A 16,752-nucleotide genomic window follows, 5' to 3' on the forward strand; every position below is an offset into this window, starting at 1 on the left:
CCATGCGCGTGATGTTCACCGTCTTCCCCGCGACGGCGCACTTCCTGCCGATCGTGCCCTACGCCTGGGCGTTGCAGGCGGCCGGGCACCAGGTGGTGGTGGCGGCCCCGCCGGGCGTCGACACCGGGGTCTCGGTGCCCGACTTCCACCGGTCGGTGAACGCGGCCGGGCTGACCGCGGTCTCCTGCGGCGCGCCTGAGCCGCTGTCCGTGCACGACCGCGGCTACCCCGGGTTCGCCGAGCTGATCCCCACGATCGAGGAGTCGGAGCGCCTGGTCGCCGCGCTCGGCATCACCGAGGCCGAACGTCCGCCCTGGGATGTCTTCTACCACTTCGCGCTGCTCACCATGCGCAACTACCATCCGCCGGCGCCCCGCCAGGACGTCCAGGCCGTCGTGGAGTTCGCCCGGCAGTGGCAGCCCGACCTCGTCCTGTGGGACCCGTGGTTCCCGTGCGGCGCGGTGGCGGCCCGGGCCTGCGGCGCCGCCCACGCCCGTACGCTGCTGGCCCCCGACTACACCGCCTGGGCCGTGGAGAAGTTCGCCGGCAGCGGCGAGGAGAACCCCATGACCGGGGTGATCGGCCCGCTGGCCGACCGGTACTGCGTCACGGTCGACGACAACCTGCTGCTCGGCGACTGGACGGTGGACCCGTTCCCGGCCGGGATGAGCCTGCCCACCGGCGTGCGCCGCCTGCCCGTCCGGTACGTCCCCTACACCGGGGCGAGCGTCGTGCCCGAGTGGCTGCGGCGACCGCCGGAGCGGCCGCGGGTGGCGATCTCGCTCGGTGTGTCGATGCGCACGTTCTTCAAGGGCGACTGGGGCCGCACCGCCAAGCTGATGGAGGCCGTGGACGGCCTGGACGCCGAGGTCGTCGCCACCCTGGACGCCAACCAGCTCCTCGACCTGGACCGCCCCCTCCCGCCCAACGTGCGCGTGTTCGACTACGTGCCGCTCGACCAGCTCCTGCCGACCTGTTCGGCGATCATCCACCACGGCTCGATCGGCACGTTCGCGGCCGCCTCGGCCATGAACGTCCCGCAGATCGTCTGCGACACCGACGAGCACAACCGCCTCGTCGGCACCCCCGTCGAGGACGGCATCGACTGGCGGCTCCAGTGCCAGAAGCAGCTCACCTCGACCCGCACCTCCCGGTACGTCACCACGCGCGGCGCCGGCGTGCGGATCAACCACCAGACGCAGTCCGCGGCCGACATCCGCGACGAGCTGCTGCGCGTGCTGAAGGACCCCTCGTTCACCAAGGGCGCGGCCTCCATCCACGAGGAGTGGCTGGCCACGCCGAGCCCGACCGACATCGTCGCGGAGCTGGAGCGGCTGACCGCCGCCGCCCGGTAGCCGTCGACCCCTCAGACAGGAGGCGGACAGTTGCGGATCCTGGTCACCGGCGGCGCCGGTTTCATCGGCTCGGAGTTCGTCAGAGCCACGTTGCGCGACTCGCCGGGCACGCGGGTCACCGTCCTGGACAAGCTCACCTATTCCGGCAACCTGGAGAACCTCGACCCGGTGGCCGGCCACCCGGGGCTGCGCTTCGTGCAGGGCGACACCGCCGACCCGCTCGTGGCCGACGAGGTGGTGGCCGGGCAGGACGCGATCGTGCACTTCGCCGCCGAGACGCACGTCGACCGGTCGATCGTCAGCGCCACCGGCTTCGTGCGCTCCAACGTGCTGGGCACCCAGACCCTGCTGGAGGCGGCCCTGCGGCACGGCGTCGGCCGCTTCGTGCACGTCTCCACCGACGAGGTGTACGGCTCCATCGCCGAGGGCTCGTGGACCGAGGACACGCCGCTCGCGCCGAACGTGCCGTACGCGGCGTCCAAGGCCGGCTCGGACCTGCTCGCGCTGGCCTTCCACCGCACGCTCGGCCTGGACGTCGTGATCACCCGCTGCACCAACAACTACGGCCACTACCAGTTCCCCGAGAAGGTCATCCCGCTGTTCGTCACCAACCTGCTCGAAGGCCGCCGGGTCCCCCTGTACGGCGACGGCGGCAACCGGCGCGACTGGCTGCACGTCTCCGACCACTGCCGGGCCATCCGCATGGTCCTCGACCGCGGCCGGGCCGGCGAGGTCTACCACATCGGCGGCGGCAGCGAGCTGAGCAACCTGGAGCTGACCGCCCGCCTGCTGGAGGCGTGCGGGGCGGGCTGGGACCTGGTCGAGCACGTCCCCGACCGGCCGGGGCACGACCTGCGCTACTCCCTCGACATCACCAAGATCGAGCGGGAGCTGGGCTACGCGCCGTCGGTCGACTTCGAGACCGGGCTGGCCGCGACCGTCGCGTGGTACCGGGACAACCGGTCCTGGTGGGAACCGCTCAAGCACCGCGAGCTCGCCGTGGCCGCCCACTGAAGATCATGAGGAGAAGTCATGCAGGACATTGTCCGACGTCTTGACACGTGCCGGGTCTGCGGGCGCGACGACTGGCTGGAGGTCACCTCCTTCGGGTCGGTGCCGCTGGCCAACGGCTTCCTCGACCCCGCCGACCTGCCGGCCGAGGAGCCCGCCTACCCCGTGGACGTGATCGTCTGCCGCAACTGCCGGCTGATGGCCATCCGGCACGTGATCCGGCCCGACGTGCTGTTCCGCCACTATGTCTACGTCACCTCCGAGTCCGACCAGATGACCGGCCACATGCGGCGCATCGTCGGCTGGTGCACCCGCCGGGCCGGGCTCGCGCCGGGCGAGCTGGTCGTCGAGCTGGGCAGCAACGTCGGCCTGCAGCTCGCGCTCTTCCAGGAGCAGGGGCAGCGCGTCGTCGGCGTCGACCCGGCCGAGAACCTGGCCGAGATCGCCAACGCCCGCGGCGTGCGCACGCTGCCCGAGTTCTTCGGCGCCGACCAGGGCCGCCGCATCCACGCCGAGCAGGGCGAGGCCAAGCTGGTGCTCGGCCGCCAGTGCTTCGCCCACATCGACGACGTGCACAACGTCCTGGACGGCGCCACCGCCGTGCTGGCCCCCGACGGGCTGGTCGCGATCGAGGTCCCGTACCTGCTGGACCTGCTGGAGGAGAACCAGTTCGACACGATCTACCACGAGCACCTGTCGTACTACTCGGTCACCACGCTCGGCCACCTGTTCCGGCGGCACGGCCTGCGCATCGTGGACGTCGAGCGGGCGGCCGTGCACGGCGGCTCGATCGTCGTCTTCGCCGCCCGGGAGGAGTCGGCCCACCCCGCCCGGCCGTCGGTGAACCGGCTGCTGTCGCTGGAGCGGCAGAGCGGCCTCGACACCGACGACGCCTACCTGGAGTTCGGCGCCCGCGCCCACCAGGTCATCCAGGAGATCGGCGACCTCGTGCGCGACCTGGCCGGCCGCGGCCTGACCGTCGCCGGGTACGGCGCGCCGTCCAAGGGCACCACCCTGCTGCAGTTCTGCCGGCTCGGCCCCGCCGAGGTGCGCTTCTGCAGCGACACCACCAGCCTCAAGCACGGCAGGCTGCTGCCCGGCACCCGCATCCCGTGCCGCTCGCCCGAGCAGGCCCGCGACCAGCAGCCCGACTACTACCTGCTGCTCGCCTGGAACTACGCCGACGAGATCATCGGCAAGGAGCGGGACTTCCTGAGCCGCGGCGGCAAGTTCATCATCCCCATCCCCCACCCGAGGGTCGTGACGGCCGAGCCCGTCCCGGCGGTGGCCTGAAGGAGATCTGCATGGAATACGGATCCGACCACGCCGAGTACTACGACCGCGTCTTCCGCAGCCGTGGCAAGAGCTTCGAGGGCGAGGCCCGGGAGCTGGCCGACATCGTCCAGAGCCGGTCGCCGCAGGCGTCCTCGCTGCTGGACGTGGCCTGCGGCACCGGCGCCCACCTGGAGACGTTCGTCAAGGTCTTCGACCACGTCGAAGGTGTCGAGCTGTCGCCGGACATGCGCGAGGTGGCCGCCCGGCGGCTGCCCGGCGTGCCGCTGCACGCCGGCGACATGCGCGACTTCGACCTCGGACGCACCTTCGACGCCGTCACCTGCATGGGCAACGCCGTCGGCGAGCTGGGCTCCTTCGAGGAGCTGGTGGAGGCCGTCGGCCGCATGGCGGCCCACCTGGCGCCCGGCGGCGTCCTGGTCGTCGAGCCCTGGTACTTCCCGGAGAACTTCCTCGACGGGCACGTCGGCGGCCACACGCTGGTGGAGGAGGGGCTCGTCATCTCCCGCATGACGCACTCGCGCCGGGAGGGCGGCAAGAGCCGGCTGGAGGTGCGGTTCAGGGTCGCCGACGCCTCGGGGTTCAAGGAGTTCGCCGAGGTCCTCTACTCCAGCCTGTTCACCTGCGACCAGTACCTGGAGGCGTTCGCCAAGGCGGGCTGCCGGGCCGAGTTCCGGCCCGCGTTCAAGCTGGCCGACGGCCGGCCCAACAGCCCCGGGCTGTTCGTCGGCGTGCGCGAGGAGGCCGGCGATGGCCTCTCGTGAGCCGCTCGTCGTCGGCCGGCCGAACGCGGGGGAGCGGGCGCGCCTGCTGGAACGGCTCGGCGGCGTGCTCGACCGGCTCTGGCTGACCAACAACGGGCCGCTGGTGCGCGAGTTCGAGGCGCGACTGGCCGACCTGACCGGCGCCCGGCACGCCGTGGCCACCTGCAACGCCACCACCGGCATCCAGATCGCGGCCAGGGCCGCCGGGCTGCGGCGGGGCGACGAGGTGATCGTCCCGTCCTTCACGTGGGTGGCCACCGCCCACGCGCTGGAGTGGATCGGCATCGTCCCGGTCTTCTGCGACTCCGACGAGATCACCGGCAACGCCGACCCCGACCACGTCGAACGCCTGATCGGCCCGAGGACCCGCGGCATCCTGGGCGTGCACGTCTTCGGCTACCCGTGCGACGTCGACGCGCTGACCCGCCTGGCCCGCGAGCACGGGCTCGTCCTGATGTTCGACGCGGCGCACGCGCTCGGCTGCACCTACCGGGGCAAACCGATAGGCACGTCCGGGGACGCGGAGATCTTCAGCTTCCACGCCACCAAGTTCGTCAACAGCGTCGAGGGCGGCGCGATCGTCACCGACGACGACGAGCTGGCCGCGCGGGTCAGGGAGCTGCGCAACCAGGGCATCGACGCCTCCGGGCACATCTCCGGGGCCGGCACGGTGGCCCGGATGAGCGAGTTCCACGCGGCCATGGGGCTGACCTCGCTGGAGGCCATCGACACCATCGTCGAGGCCAACCGGCGCAACCAGCGGGTCTACGAGGAACTGCTCGCCGGGCTGCCGGGCGTCGTGGTGCGCGGCCAGGCGCCCGGCGAGCGGGCCAACTTCCAGTACCTGGTCATCGAGGTGGACGAGGCCGTCGCCGGCGTCTCCCGTGACGTGGTGCTGGAGGCGCTGCTCGTGGAGAACGTGCACGCGCGCCGGTACTTCTCGCCCATCTGCCACCAGGTGGAACCGTACCGGTCGGACCCGGCCCGGCACTTCCCGCTGCCGCTGCCCCGCGCCGAGGGCCTGGCCGCCCGCGTCCTGTCCCTGCCGACGGGGCCCACGGTGGACGCGGACCACATCGCCGGCATCTGCCGCGTCGTCCGGGAAACCGTCCACGCGGCCGACCGCCGTCTCGTCGCCTGATCCCACCACGAAACGGGGCGCCTCCGGGTACGGAGGCGCCCCGTCCCGTGTCGGCACCGCGGTGGAGAGTGATCTGCATCACACGGCGTCCGGTCGTCGTCCTTGATCAGCGCCGATGGCGCCGGAGCCGTCCCTCCGGAATGGGCAGCCTCGATTTCCCGATTGATCATCTTCCATAAACGCATCGGCTCGGTCTAAATAGGCGTTGGTCGTTATTTACTTTCGCCTTATTTGCCTCCAGGGCCTGCCACGAGCGTGCCCTTCCCTCAGCTTGGAGTGGTCGCCGTGGGGATGCATGCTGCTCGAAATCGAACGGAGCGCGGCCTTCGGGGAATCGCGTCCCTGCCGCGAGAACGGCGGCTCGCCCGCCTCGCTCTCATTCTGCTCGTGGTCATGTTGCCGGCCTTCCTGGGATATTCGACGATGCCCGCGCTCGCGGAGGTGTCGCCGGTGCGCCTGCCTCTTCCCGCGTCGCCTTCGGACGGGGCCTCGACCCACGCGCCCGTGCAGCAGACCGGTACGGCCAAGGATCTGCCGCACCTGGTCGACACTGCTGCGACGAGGGCAAGAGCCAAGGCCGGTCGCGAGGGTGCGGGCGATGACGGGCGTGTCCCGGGGGCGCTGCCGGTAGACGTCCCGCACATGATGAAGCAGCCGGACGTCGCGGGGCTGAAGACGCCTCCGCCACCTCCAGGGAATCCGGCAGGGAAGGGCGAGGACGCGGCAGGGGGATCGGCGGGGCCGCAGGGCCCGGCCTTCGGCAGGGCCGCGACCATCACGCGGGGTGCGGGCAGGACGGCGGCCGCACGGGCGGCGGCCGAGCCGGTCGTGGATTCCTGGTGGGCATATCCCGTCATGGAGAGCGAGTCGTCGACCTGGACCTTCCCGACCGTGACCCCCACCTTCGAGGGGCAGATCAACGATCCTGCGGGCCGGTACGGCTCGCTGGTGGTGGAGGTCGAGCACGACCCGTCGGTTCCCGCCCAGGGCAGCGGGCTGATCTGGTCGGCCACGGGGACGCCCACGTCGGCCTCGACCTCGTTCTCGTCGGTCGCCATGCCTGCCGGGAAGGTGCAGGACGGCTGGCTCGTCCGGATGCGGGTCCGCGCGGTCACCACGGGAGGCTCGCCCGTGGCCGGTCCGTGGTCGGGCTGGCAGGCCGGAAAGGTGGAGACCCACAAGCCGTTCGTGGAGTCGTGGTGGGCCGGGCCGCTCATGGAGGGTGAGTCGTCCGACTGGACGTTCTCCAGTGTGACCCCCACCTTCGAGGGCCGGATCGCGGATCCTGCGGGTCGCTACGGCTCGCTGGTGGTGGAGGTCGAGCACGACCCGTCGGTTCCCGCCCAGGGCAGCGGGCTGATCTGGTCGGGCACGGGACCGGTGACGTCGGCCACGTCGTCGTACTCGGCGGTCTCGATGCCGGCCGGGAAGATGCGGGACGGTTGGCGCGTCCGGATACGGGTGCGGGCCGTCATTCCGGGCGCCACACCCGTCACGGGAGCGTGGTCGGCCTGGCAGGCCGGAAAGGTGGACACCCACAAGCCGCTGGTGGAGTCGTGGTGGGCCGGGCCGCTCATGGAGGGTGAGTCGTCCGACTGGACGTTCTCCAACCTCACGCCGCAGTTCGAGGGCCGGATCACGGACGCCGAGAGCCGCTACGGCTCGCTGGTGGTGGAGGTCGAGCACGATCCGTCCGCCGCCGGGCAGGGCAGCGGGTTGATCTGGTCCGGCACGGGCACGGTGACGTCGGCCACGTCCGCGTACTCGTCGGTCACCGTTCCGGCGGGGAAGCTGAAGGACGGCTGGCACGTCCGGATGCGGGTGCGGGCAGTGATCCCCGGTGCCACGCCGGTGACAGGGCCGTGGTCGGGATGGCAGGCCGGAAAGGTGGACACCCACAAGCCGCTGGTGGAGTCGTGGTGGGCCGGGCCGCTCATGGAGGGCGAGGCGTCGACCTGGGCCTTCTCCTCCCTGACGCCGCGGTTCGAGGGCCGCATCACGGACGCCGAGAGCCGCAACGGCTCGCTGGTGGTGGAGGTCGAGCACGACCCGTCGGTTCCCGCCCAGGGCAGCGGACAGATCTGGTCCGGCACGGGCACGGTGACGTCGTCCTCGTCCCCGTACTCGGCGGTCACCGTGCCGGCGGGGAAGCTGCAGGACGGCTGGCACGTCCGGATGCGGGTGCGCTCGGTGACCTCGGGCAGCTCTCCCGTCACAGGACCATGGTCGGCTTGGCGGACCGGGCGGGTCGACACCACCAAGCCGGTGGTGGAGTCGTGGTGGGCCGGGCCGCTCATGGAGGGCGAGGCGTCGACCTGGACCTTCTCCTCCCTGACGCCGCAGTTCGAGGGCCGGGTCACGGATCCGTCGGGCCGGTACGGCGCGCTCGCGGTCGAGGTCGAGCACGACCCGTCGGTTCCCGCCCAGGGCAGCGGACAGATCTGGGCGGCGACCGGATCGGTGACGTCGGCCACGTCCGCGTACTCGACGGCGACCGTCCCGGCCGGGAAGCTACGTGACGGCTGGCTCGTCCGCATGCGGGTGCGGGCGGTGATCCCGGGCACCACGCCGATCACCGGCCCCTGGTCCGAATGGCGGTTGGGCAGGGTCGACACCACCAAGCCGATCGTCGAGAGCTGGTGGGGCTCCCCCGCGTCCGAGAGCACCCTGTGGTCCTTCTCGTTGGCCACACCCACCTTCGAGGGCCGGATCACGGATCCGTCGGACCGGTACGGCGCGCTGGCGGTCGAGGTCGAGCACGACCCGTCGGTCTCCGCCCAGGGCAGCGGGCTGATCTGGTCCGGCACCGGGCCGGTGACGTCGTCCTCGTCCGCGTACTCGGCGGTCACCGTGCCGGCCGGGAAACTGCAGGACGGCTGGTTCGTCCGGATGCGGGTGCGGGCGGTGATCCCGGGCACCACGCCGATCACAGGCCCCTGGTCCGAATGGCAGTTCGGCATGATCGAGGTGGGCAGGCCAGCCGGGGCGGGCCTCGGCGCGATGCCCGCCACCCAGGGCACGGGCACCTGGACGCTGTCCTCGCTCACCCCCTGGCTCTACATGAAGGTCACCACCTCGAACGGCGCCGCCTCCTCCTTGGGGACGGAGATCGAGCACGATCCGGCCGTCCCCGCGCAGGGCACCGGGCTGATCTACGCCGGCAAGGACACGACGTCCTACCCGTCCGGCTCCAACGTCTGGCTCCAGGTGCCCGCCGGCAAGCTGCGCGACGGATGGCGGGTGCGCTGGCGGGTGCGCGGCGTCCCCACGTCCGGGACGGCCGGCGCCTGGTCGGCCTGGCAGTACGCGGGCGTGGACCTGAAGAAGCCGTCGGCCGCCGCCCCGGGCATGACGCCGGGCACGTCCGGCGCCGGTCAGTGGACACTGCCCTCACTGACTCCGTCGGTGTACGCGACCGTCACCGACCCCGAGAGCCGCGCGTCCTTCCTGGGCGTGGAGATCGAGCATGATCCCTCGGCTCCGGCGCAGGGCTCCGGGCTGATCTACAGTGGCAGGGGAAGCGCGTCCTCGGCGTCCGGCCGTACCGCGTGGCTCCAGGTGCCCGCCGGCAAGCTGCGCGACGGATGGCGGGTGCGCTGGCGGGTGCGCGGCGAGACCACCACGGGCGTCGCCGGCCCCTGGATCGAGTGGCAGACGGCTCGGGTCGACCTGACCAAGCCGTCTGCCGAGGCGCCCGGCCTGGACCCCGCCACCCGCGGCACCGCCTCCTGGACCACGCAGTCCCTGACCCCGTCCGTGTACGCCAAGGTCACCGACGCCGAGAACCGCGCGATGAACCTGGGCGTCGAGATCGAGCACGACCCCGCCGTGCCTGAGCAGGGCAAGGGCTCCATCTATGCGGCAACCGGTACCACTCCGGCCGCCTCCGGCAGGGAGGCCTGGTTGAGCGTGCCGTCGGACAAGCTGCGGGACGGCTGGCTGGTCCGCTGGCGGGTGCGCGCGGTCACCACGTCCGGAGTCGGCGGGCCGTGGTCGGAATGGCAGGCCGCGAAGATCAACGCGCTGCCGTTCGAGACCTTCTCGCCGGCCAACAACACCCGTGTCGGCACGCTCACTCCCACCCTGTCGGCTCATGCGCGTCCGGCCGACCCGGCGACGGAGGTGACGTACTGGTTCCAGGTCTGCGCGGGCAAGCAACCGACCTGGTCCTGGTGCGAGACATCGCCGGACTGGGGCAAGTCGGGTGCCTGGACGGTGCCAGGCGACAAATTGAAGTGGGGACAGACATATTGGTGGCAGGCCAAGGCGATGGGCGGCGGTACCACCGTGACGTCCTCCTGGCGGGCCTTCGTCCCTGTTCCTGAGCAGGGGAGCATCAACGCGTCCCTGGGGGAGGGGAGCGACGGGCTCGCCTTCGACCACTCGACCGGCAACTACACCACTGCGGCGATCGACGCATCGGTGACCGTGGTGGGGCCGCCACTGTCGGTGGCGCGCACGTACAACAGTCTGGACCTCCGGCCCGATTCCGCCTTCGGCGTCGGCTGGTCCACCCGCTGGGACATGCGGGTCGAGCCCGAGCCGAAGACCTCGACCGTGCTGATCACCTATCCCGGCGGGGAGCAGCACCGCTTCGCCGTCCGGAAGGGCGAAACCCCGCGCACTCCCGCGGAGGCCACCTACGCGTCGCCGCCCGGGGTGTTCGCGACCCTCGCCGACGTGACCGGAGGCGGCTGGCGGCTGATGGACAAGTCGGCCACCTCCTACTGGTTCGACGCGGCCGGTCGGCTCACCAAGGTCACCGACAACCGGAACCACACCCAGGAGCTGACCTACGGAGCCGACGGCAAGCTCGCCAAGGCCACCGCCACCGGCGGCAGGTCGCTCACCTTCACCTGGACCGGCGCCCATGTCACCGCCGTCTCCACCGATCCGGTCGGCGGCGCGCCGCTCACCTGGACCTACGCCTACGACGGCGACAAGCTCGTCAAGGTCTGCCCGCCGAGCACGACGACGGCGTGCTCCGTCTACAGCTACGGTGACGCCTCCCGCTACCGCAGCGCCGTGCTCGACACCGGCCCCGAGGGCTACTGGCGGCTGAACGAGACCGGAACCGCCAACGGCACGAAGATCGACAGCGCGACGCCCTGGCAGCCGGAGCCGGGCGAGGAGGCCAAGCTCACCGGCACGACGCCCGACGTGGTCGCGGCCGTGCCAGGCGCCCTCACCGGCTCGCCCGACACCGCCATGCGCTTCAAGGGCACCGCGACCTCGTCGTACGTGGCCCTGCCCCAGTCCGCCGTCAACGGCCAAGGCGGCAACCTGGCCGTCGAGGCGTGGTTCAGGACCACGGGGTCCGGGACGATCCTCGGCTACCAGAACTCCACCGACACCCCCAGCGCCTTCACACCCGTGCTGTACGTCGGCACGGACGGCAAGCTCCGCGGCCAGTTCTACACGAAGGCCGCCACGCCGATCACCTCCGCCGTCTCGGTCAAGGACGGCAACTGGCACCACGTGGTCCTGTCCGGCGCGGAAGACACACAGACCCTCTTCCTGGACGGCCAGGCCGTCGGCACCCTCGCCGGTGAGATCGAGCACTACAACCAGTACGAGACCCGCATCGGCTCCGGCTACGGCTCCTCCGCCTGGCCCGCCACCACGGGAACCACCGCGGTCTTCCCGTTCGCCGGTGACATCGACGAGGTCGCCGTCTACGGCAAGCCGCTGGGGGCCCAGGTCGTCAAGACCCACTACGCGGCGCGCTCGCCGCAGCCGCAGCTCGTCAAGTCGGTCACCGCGGCGGGCCGTACGGAGGCGGAGAACGTCTACGCGGCCGACGGCGGGCGGCTGACGCAGCACACCGACGCCAACGGCGGAACCTGGAAGCTGTCGGCCCCGGTCTACAGCAGGGAGACCAACGTCCTCGTCTTCGCCACCACCACGGTGACGGACCCGCACGACAAGACGCTGACCCTCGTGGACGACGCCCTGCGCGGCAACCGGCCGATCTCCAAGGCCGACCAGCTCGGCCAGACCAGCCGGTTCACCTACGACGTCGGCGGCTATCCGGCGAAGATCTTCGACCCCAACGGGAACGTCGTGGAGACGGCGTTCGACAGCCGCGGGAACCTGCTGTCGAAGAAGACGTGCCGGACCGCGACCAACTGTGCCACTGAGTACCACGGCTACTACCTGAACATCGACAACCCCTTCGACCCGCGCAACGACCTTGAGAACGCCCGTCGGGACGCGCGGTCGTCCGCGCCGGCGGACGAGACGTACCAGACCTCGTGGGTCTTCAACTCCTTCGGCGAGCAGATCAAGCAGACGATCCCGGCCACCTCGGACTTCCCGCAGGGGCGTACGACGGTGAAGACCTACAGCGACGGGACCGAGCCCGCCGAAGGAGGCGGGCTCACCCCGGCGGGCCTGCTGAAGTCGGCCAAGGACCACAAGGGCAACGAGACCACGTACACCTACACCGCGGCGGGCGACCTGGCGGTCCAGACCAGCCCCGGAGGACTGGCCAAGAAGTACGAGCACGACGCGCTGGGCCGCGCGGTCACGGTGAGCGAGATCTCGCAGGCGTTCCCCGACGGGGTCAAGACGAACGTCGTCTACGATGCGCTGGGCCGGGTCACCTCCCGTACCGGCACCGGGGTGAAGAACGTCGTCACCGGAGTGACGCACACCTCGCTGTGGACCGGAACGTACGACGCGGACGGCCTGCCTTTGACCGAGTCGCTGGCGGACGTCACCGGCGGCGACCGCACTCGCGCCACTGCCTACACCTACGACGTCTACGGCCGCGTGGAGACCGCGACCGGCCCGGAGGGCGGGGTCCAGCGCTTCGCCTACGACCACAAGGGCCAGAAGATCAGCTTCACCGACGAGCGCGGCACGACCTTTGCCTACGGATACACGCTGCGCGGAGAATGGGCCACGACCACCCTCAAGGGCTGGACCGGTAGCCCGGTCACCCCTCAACAGGCGGCAGACCTGGTCATGACCTCCAACGCCTACGACCCGGCCGGGCGGATGGCGTCGCAGACCGACGCGTTGGGCCGCACCACCGCCTACACCTACTACGACGACAACATGCCCGCGGAGAAGATCGCCAAGAATGTCAGGCTGAACGGCTCCACAGCCCCCCGTGACGTCGTGCTGGAGTCCAGAACCTACGACGCCGCCGGCAACCTGACGAGCCAGACCAGCGACGGGGGAACGCTACAGGTCGACGCGACCTTCGACGCGGCCGGACGGCTCGTCTCCCAGACGGTCGATCCGGCGCGGCTGAACCGGGTCACCGCCGTGACCTACGACGCCAACGACAACGTGACCAAGATCAGCATGACCGCCGCAGGCAGCGGCCGCACGGAGGTCAGCGAGTACGCCTACAACGAGGCGAACCGGCCGATCCGGCAGGTCGTGCACAACGGCGGTCAAGATCTCGTGACCAGCTTCACCGTGGACGACCGCGGCCTGGTCACCTCGACGACCGATCCGCGCGGCAACGCGCCCGGCGCCGACCCCGCAGCCTTCACGACCACCCTCTCCTACGATGAGGCGGGTCAGGTCGCACAGGTTCAGCTGCCGTCCATCACGATCGAACGCGCCGGCGCCCCCACGGCCACCATGAGGCCGTCGGCCAAGATGGGTTACAACACCTTCGGCGACAAGACGCACCAGGTCGACGCGGAAGGCCGCGCCACAACCTCGGCGTTCGACCGGGCCGGACGCGTCGTCGAGCAGGTGTTCCCCGCTTACACCCCGCCAGGGGGCCAGCCGCTCACCCCCAAGGAGAGTGCCGCGTACGACGCCGCGGGTCAGTTGATCACCTCGACGGATCGCCGCGGCCAGACGACCACGGCGGTGTACGACGGGCTCGGCCGCAAGGTGCAGGTCACCGCGCCCAAGGCGGGTACGGCCCCGGCCGGCGTGTGGACCTACGGCTTCGACCTGCTGGGGGAGGCACTCTGGACGGTCGATCCCACCGGAGCCCGGTCCGAGTCGACCTACGATGACCTGGGCCGGCAGATCACCTTGACCACGATCGAGCGCAAGCCGTCGCAGGCGGCATACGTCACGAGGATGGAGTACGACGACGCCGACCGTGTGACCAGGACGACACGGCCGACGGGCGACGCGAGCACTCGTGCCTATGACGCGACCGGCGCCCTCGTCAGCGAAACCGACGCGCTGGGCAACACCACCACGTTCGCGTACGACCTGGCCGGGCGCACCACCAGGACCACCGACCCGCTGGGCCGCTCAAGCACCGCCAGTTACGACCTGGCGGGCAGGAAGACCCAGATCCAAGAGGTGGACGCCGACGGCAGCGTGCTGCGGACCAGGAGAGCCGACTACGACCTGGCCGGCAATCCGATCAGCCAGACCTCTGCCGAAGGCCATACCGCCACCCAGGTGTTCGACGGCGCGAACCGGCTGATCGAGCGTCAGGAGCCGATCTCGGCCACCGAAAAGATCACCACGAGCTTCGGCTACGACGCCGTTGGTCGTCCGACGCGCTCCACCGACGGCCGAGGCAACGCCACCTTCACCACCTACAACAGCCTTGGCCTGGCGGAATCGGTCATCGAGCCCAGCACCGCGGCCCATCCTGACGTGTCCGACCGCACCTGGACCACCGCCTACGACGCGGCCGGCAACCCCGTGACCAGCCTCGTTCCCGGCGGAGTGCGCGTAGACCGCGTGTTCGACGAGCTCAACAGGCTGACCAAGCAGTCCGGCACCGGCGCCGAGGTCGCCACCGAGGACAAGACGTTCGGCTACGATCAGGCCGGCAGGATGGTGGCGGCGAACGGTCTGAGCTTCACGCTCAACGATCGCGGCCTGCTGCTCAAGGCGGCGGGAACGGGCGGCGACCTGAACGCCTTTGCCTACGACGCCGACAACAGGCTCGCCCAGCGCGTCGACGTCACCGGAACCACCAGCTTCACCTGGGACGACGCCGATCGGCTGACCCAGACGGTGGACCCCGTCAGCGCCTCCTCCATCGATTACGTCTACGACAAGGCCTCGCGCCTGACGTCGATGGCCTACGGCGCCTCGGGGGCCCGCCGCTCCTACGCCTACGACGGTCTGAACCGGCTGACCAAGGACGAGCTCACGACTTCGTCGGGTGGCGCCATCGCCTCGATCGAGTACGGCTACGACCTGGACGACAACCTCGTCGCCAAGACCACCAGCGGTACGGCGGGAGCCGGGACCAACACCTACACCTACGACTGGGCCAACCGGCTCACCTCGTGGACCGCCCCGGACGGCAAGAAGACCGACTACGGCTGGGACGCGGCCGGCAACCGGACCAAGGCCGGCGACAAGACCTACACCTACGACGAGCGAAACCGCCTGACGTCGGGAGACGGCCACTCCTACACCTACACGGCGCGCGGCACCCTGGCCGAGGACTCAGCCGGAATCGTGCGCTTGACCAAGTTCGACGCCTTCGACCGGCTTGTGCAGGACGACGGCGTCACGTACCACTACGACGGCCTGGATCGGGTCGAAACCCGCACTCAGGGGCAGCAGACCACTCGCCACGTCTACGACGGCCTGTCCGACAACCTCGTGTGCGTGACGGATGCCGCCAATGTCGTGCGAGCGGCCTTCGGCCGGGACGCGCTGGGCCGCACGCTGGGCATCAGCGACGGCGCGGGCGCCCAGCTCGCCTTCTCCGACCTGCGCGGCGACCTCGTCGGGGCGTTCAAGGCGGACGGCACCTCCCTCATCGATTCGGTCGCCTACGACCCCTTCGGTGAGGTCATCACCCGAACCGGCAACGCCCACGCCCTCGGCTACCAAGGCGCCTACACCGACCCGGACTCCGGCAAGATCAACATGGCCGCCCGCTGGTACCAACCCAGTACGGGCAGCTTCGTCTCGGGTGACACGCTGAGTCAGAACGCGGACCCCAGCGTCCAGCTCAACCGTTACGCCTACGCCAACGACAACCCCCTCACCAACATCGACCCTGACGGCCACAAGGCTCTGAGCAAGGTCATGGGCAAGCTCGCCGGCATGGTCAAGAACATGTTGTGGAACAAGTCCGGAGGCCTGAGCATCGCCACGTCGGCGGGCGGCGCCACGATGAAGGCGCTGAGCTGCCCCCAGGGCGGCAAGAAGAGCAAGGATCCCATCTGCAAGGACGCGGCGAAGGAATACACGAGCTGCACCAAGGAGAACAAGGGCAAGACCGGTAAGAACATCTGCCAGGGAATGAAGGACGACTACGTCGACTGCCGCAACGAGCGCCGTGCCGGAAACTACAAGGGAAGCGCCAAGATCTGCGGGTCCTTCGCCGACGAATATGTCACCTGCCGGAAGGGCAGCGACTACGAGTCGCGCAAGAGTGACGACGTCTGCTCCGGGGCGGGACGTGAGGTTCGCCGCTGCATGTTCGGAGCCGAGAACGGTTCGCGTCCCGGATACGGCCAGGGGGTCGGCGGTTGCGAGAACGTGCGTTTCGACTATTACTCGTGCCGTGCCGACAAGAGAGGCGACGATCCAGGATGCAGCACCATGTCGGAGGTCGTCTTCCGCTGCAAGAAACACACCAACGTCAAGTGTGACGATGTTGACGACAAGTTTTTGTCTTGTTACAAGCGTGGCCGCGGGATGTCGGCGAACGAATGCGCTTTCGGAGTGAACGTGCTGTTCCACTGCCGGGACAGCGTGAACCAGAAGGTCCTCTCCGAAAAGGGGATCTGTGGCAAGACCTATAACTCGTTCCTTGAGGACTGCAAGGATCTCAAGGGGCTCAGAGGCAGCAACTGCACGCAAGGAGAAAGCTGGCAGGACGTTTCCTACGCCATCTGCGAGAACGGCAAGGGCGGCGGCGTGTGCGTCACCTACCTGAGCGACGACGACAAGGGGACCCTGGAGAAGGGCGGAGAGCTGCCGATGGTCATCATCAGCTCCGGGCTCGACATCTGCGCGGCCGTCATGGGCGTCGAACAGCCGCTCGTCGCCGCTGGCTGCGGGGTGGTGAAGGCGGTGATCGACATCATCAACGGAGTGCTCAAAGATATGCAGGACAATGCGATCGCCGCTGCCAGCAGCGGGAGCAGGTCGCACGGCGAGGGCTCCGGCATCGCCGTCATCACCAAGACGAGCAACTGTAAGTTCAGCAAATACGCGACCGTGTGCAAGCCTGAGTACGCGCACATCATAGACACCAAATATGCGCCGCTGTGAGCCGGAA

6 protein-coding genes are annotated in these 16,752 nt (G+C 70.0%); all 6 read left to right on the forward strand.

Annotated elements, in window-relative coordinates:
* Positions 1–2 precede the first annotated feature (2 nt).
* The 6 genes from ABZ815_RS12225 to ABZ815_RS12250 all read left to right on the forward strand — a co-directional run bounded on the left by ABZ815_RS12225 (position 3) and on the right by ABZ815_RS12250 (position 16,745).
* The gene (locus tag ABZ815_RS12225; protein ID WP_357696878.1) at positions 3–1,355 is read left to right on the forward strand and encodes a nucleotide disphospho-sugar-binding domain-containing protein; all 1,353 of its coding nucleotides are present in this window, start codon (positions 3–5) and stop codon (positions 1,353–1,355) included.
* A 30-nt stretch (positions 1,356–1,385) separates the two neighbouring features.
* The gene (gene rfbB / locus ABZ815_RS12230) at positions 1,386–2,369 is read left to right on the forward strand and encodes a dTDP-glucose 4,6-dehydratase (RefSeq protein ID WP_357696880.1); all 984 of its coding nucleotides are present in this window, start codon (positions 1,386–1,388) and stop codon (positions 2,367–2,369) included.
* 18 nt (positions 2,370–2,387) lie between these two features.
* Positions 2,388–3,659, forward strand: coding sequence for a class I SAM-dependent methyltransferase (locus tag ABZ815_RS12235; protein ID WP_357696882.1), 1,272 nt, complete (start codon positions 2,388–2,390; stop codon positions 3,657–3,659).
* Between the two features lie 11 nt (positions 3,660–3,670).
* The gene (locus tag ABZ815_RS12240; RefSeq protein ID WP_357696884.1) at positions 3,671–4,423 is read left to right on the forward strand and encodes a class I SAM-dependent methyltransferase; all 753 of its coding nucleotides are present in this window, start codon (positions 3,671–3,673) and stop codon (positions 4,421–4,423) included.
* A complete protein-coding gene (locus ABZ815_RS12245; RefSeq protein ID WP_357696886.1) occupies positions 4,410–5,564 on the forward strand; it encodes an aminotransferase class I/II-fold pyridoxal phosphate-dependent enzyme in 1,155 nt (384 codons plus the stop codon). The genes ABZ815_RS12240 and ABZ815_RS12245 overlap by 14 nt, the downstream gene beginning before the upstream one ends.
* Before the next feature lie 393 nt (positions 5,565–5,957).
* The gene (locus tag ABZ815_RS12250; protein WP_357697232.1) at positions 5,958–16,745 is read left to right on the forward strand and encodes an RHS repeat-associated core domain-containing protein; all 10,788 of its coding nucleotides are present in this window, start codon (positions 5,958–5,960) and stop codon (positions 16,743–16,745) included.
* Positions 16,746–16,752: the final 7 nt, after the last annotated feature.

It is taken from the genome of Nonomuraea sp. NPDC047529 (genome assembly GCF_040642995.1).
Taxonomy (GTDB): domain Bacteria; phylum Actinomycetota; class Actinomycetes; order Streptosporangiales; family Streptosporangiaceae; genus Nonomuraea.

What these genes read in the sequence shown, in the direction of transcription:
- ABZ815_RS12225 (WP_357696878.1), top strand. Translation starts at nt 3, where the DNA reads ATGCGCGTGATGTTCACCGTCTTCCCCGCGACGGCGCACTTCCTGCCG.
- ABZ815_RS12235 (WP_357696882.1), top strand. Translation starts at nt 2,388, where the DNA reads ATGCAGGACATTGTCCGACGTCTTGACACGTGCCGGGTCTGCGGGCGC.
- ABZ815_RS12240 (WP_357696884.1), top strand. Translation starts at nt 3,671, where the DNA reads ATGGAATACGGATCCGACCACGCCGAGTACTACGACCGCGTCTTCCGC.
- ABZ815_RS12245 (WP_357696886.1), top strand. Translation starts at nt 4,410, where the DNA reads ATGGCCTCTCGTGAGCCGCTCGTCGTCGGCCGGCCGAACGCGGGGGAG.
- ABZ815_RS12250 (WP_357697232.1), top strand. Translation starts at nt 5,958, where the DNA reads ATGTTGCCGGCCTTCCTGGGATATTCGACGATGCCCGCGCTCGCGGAG.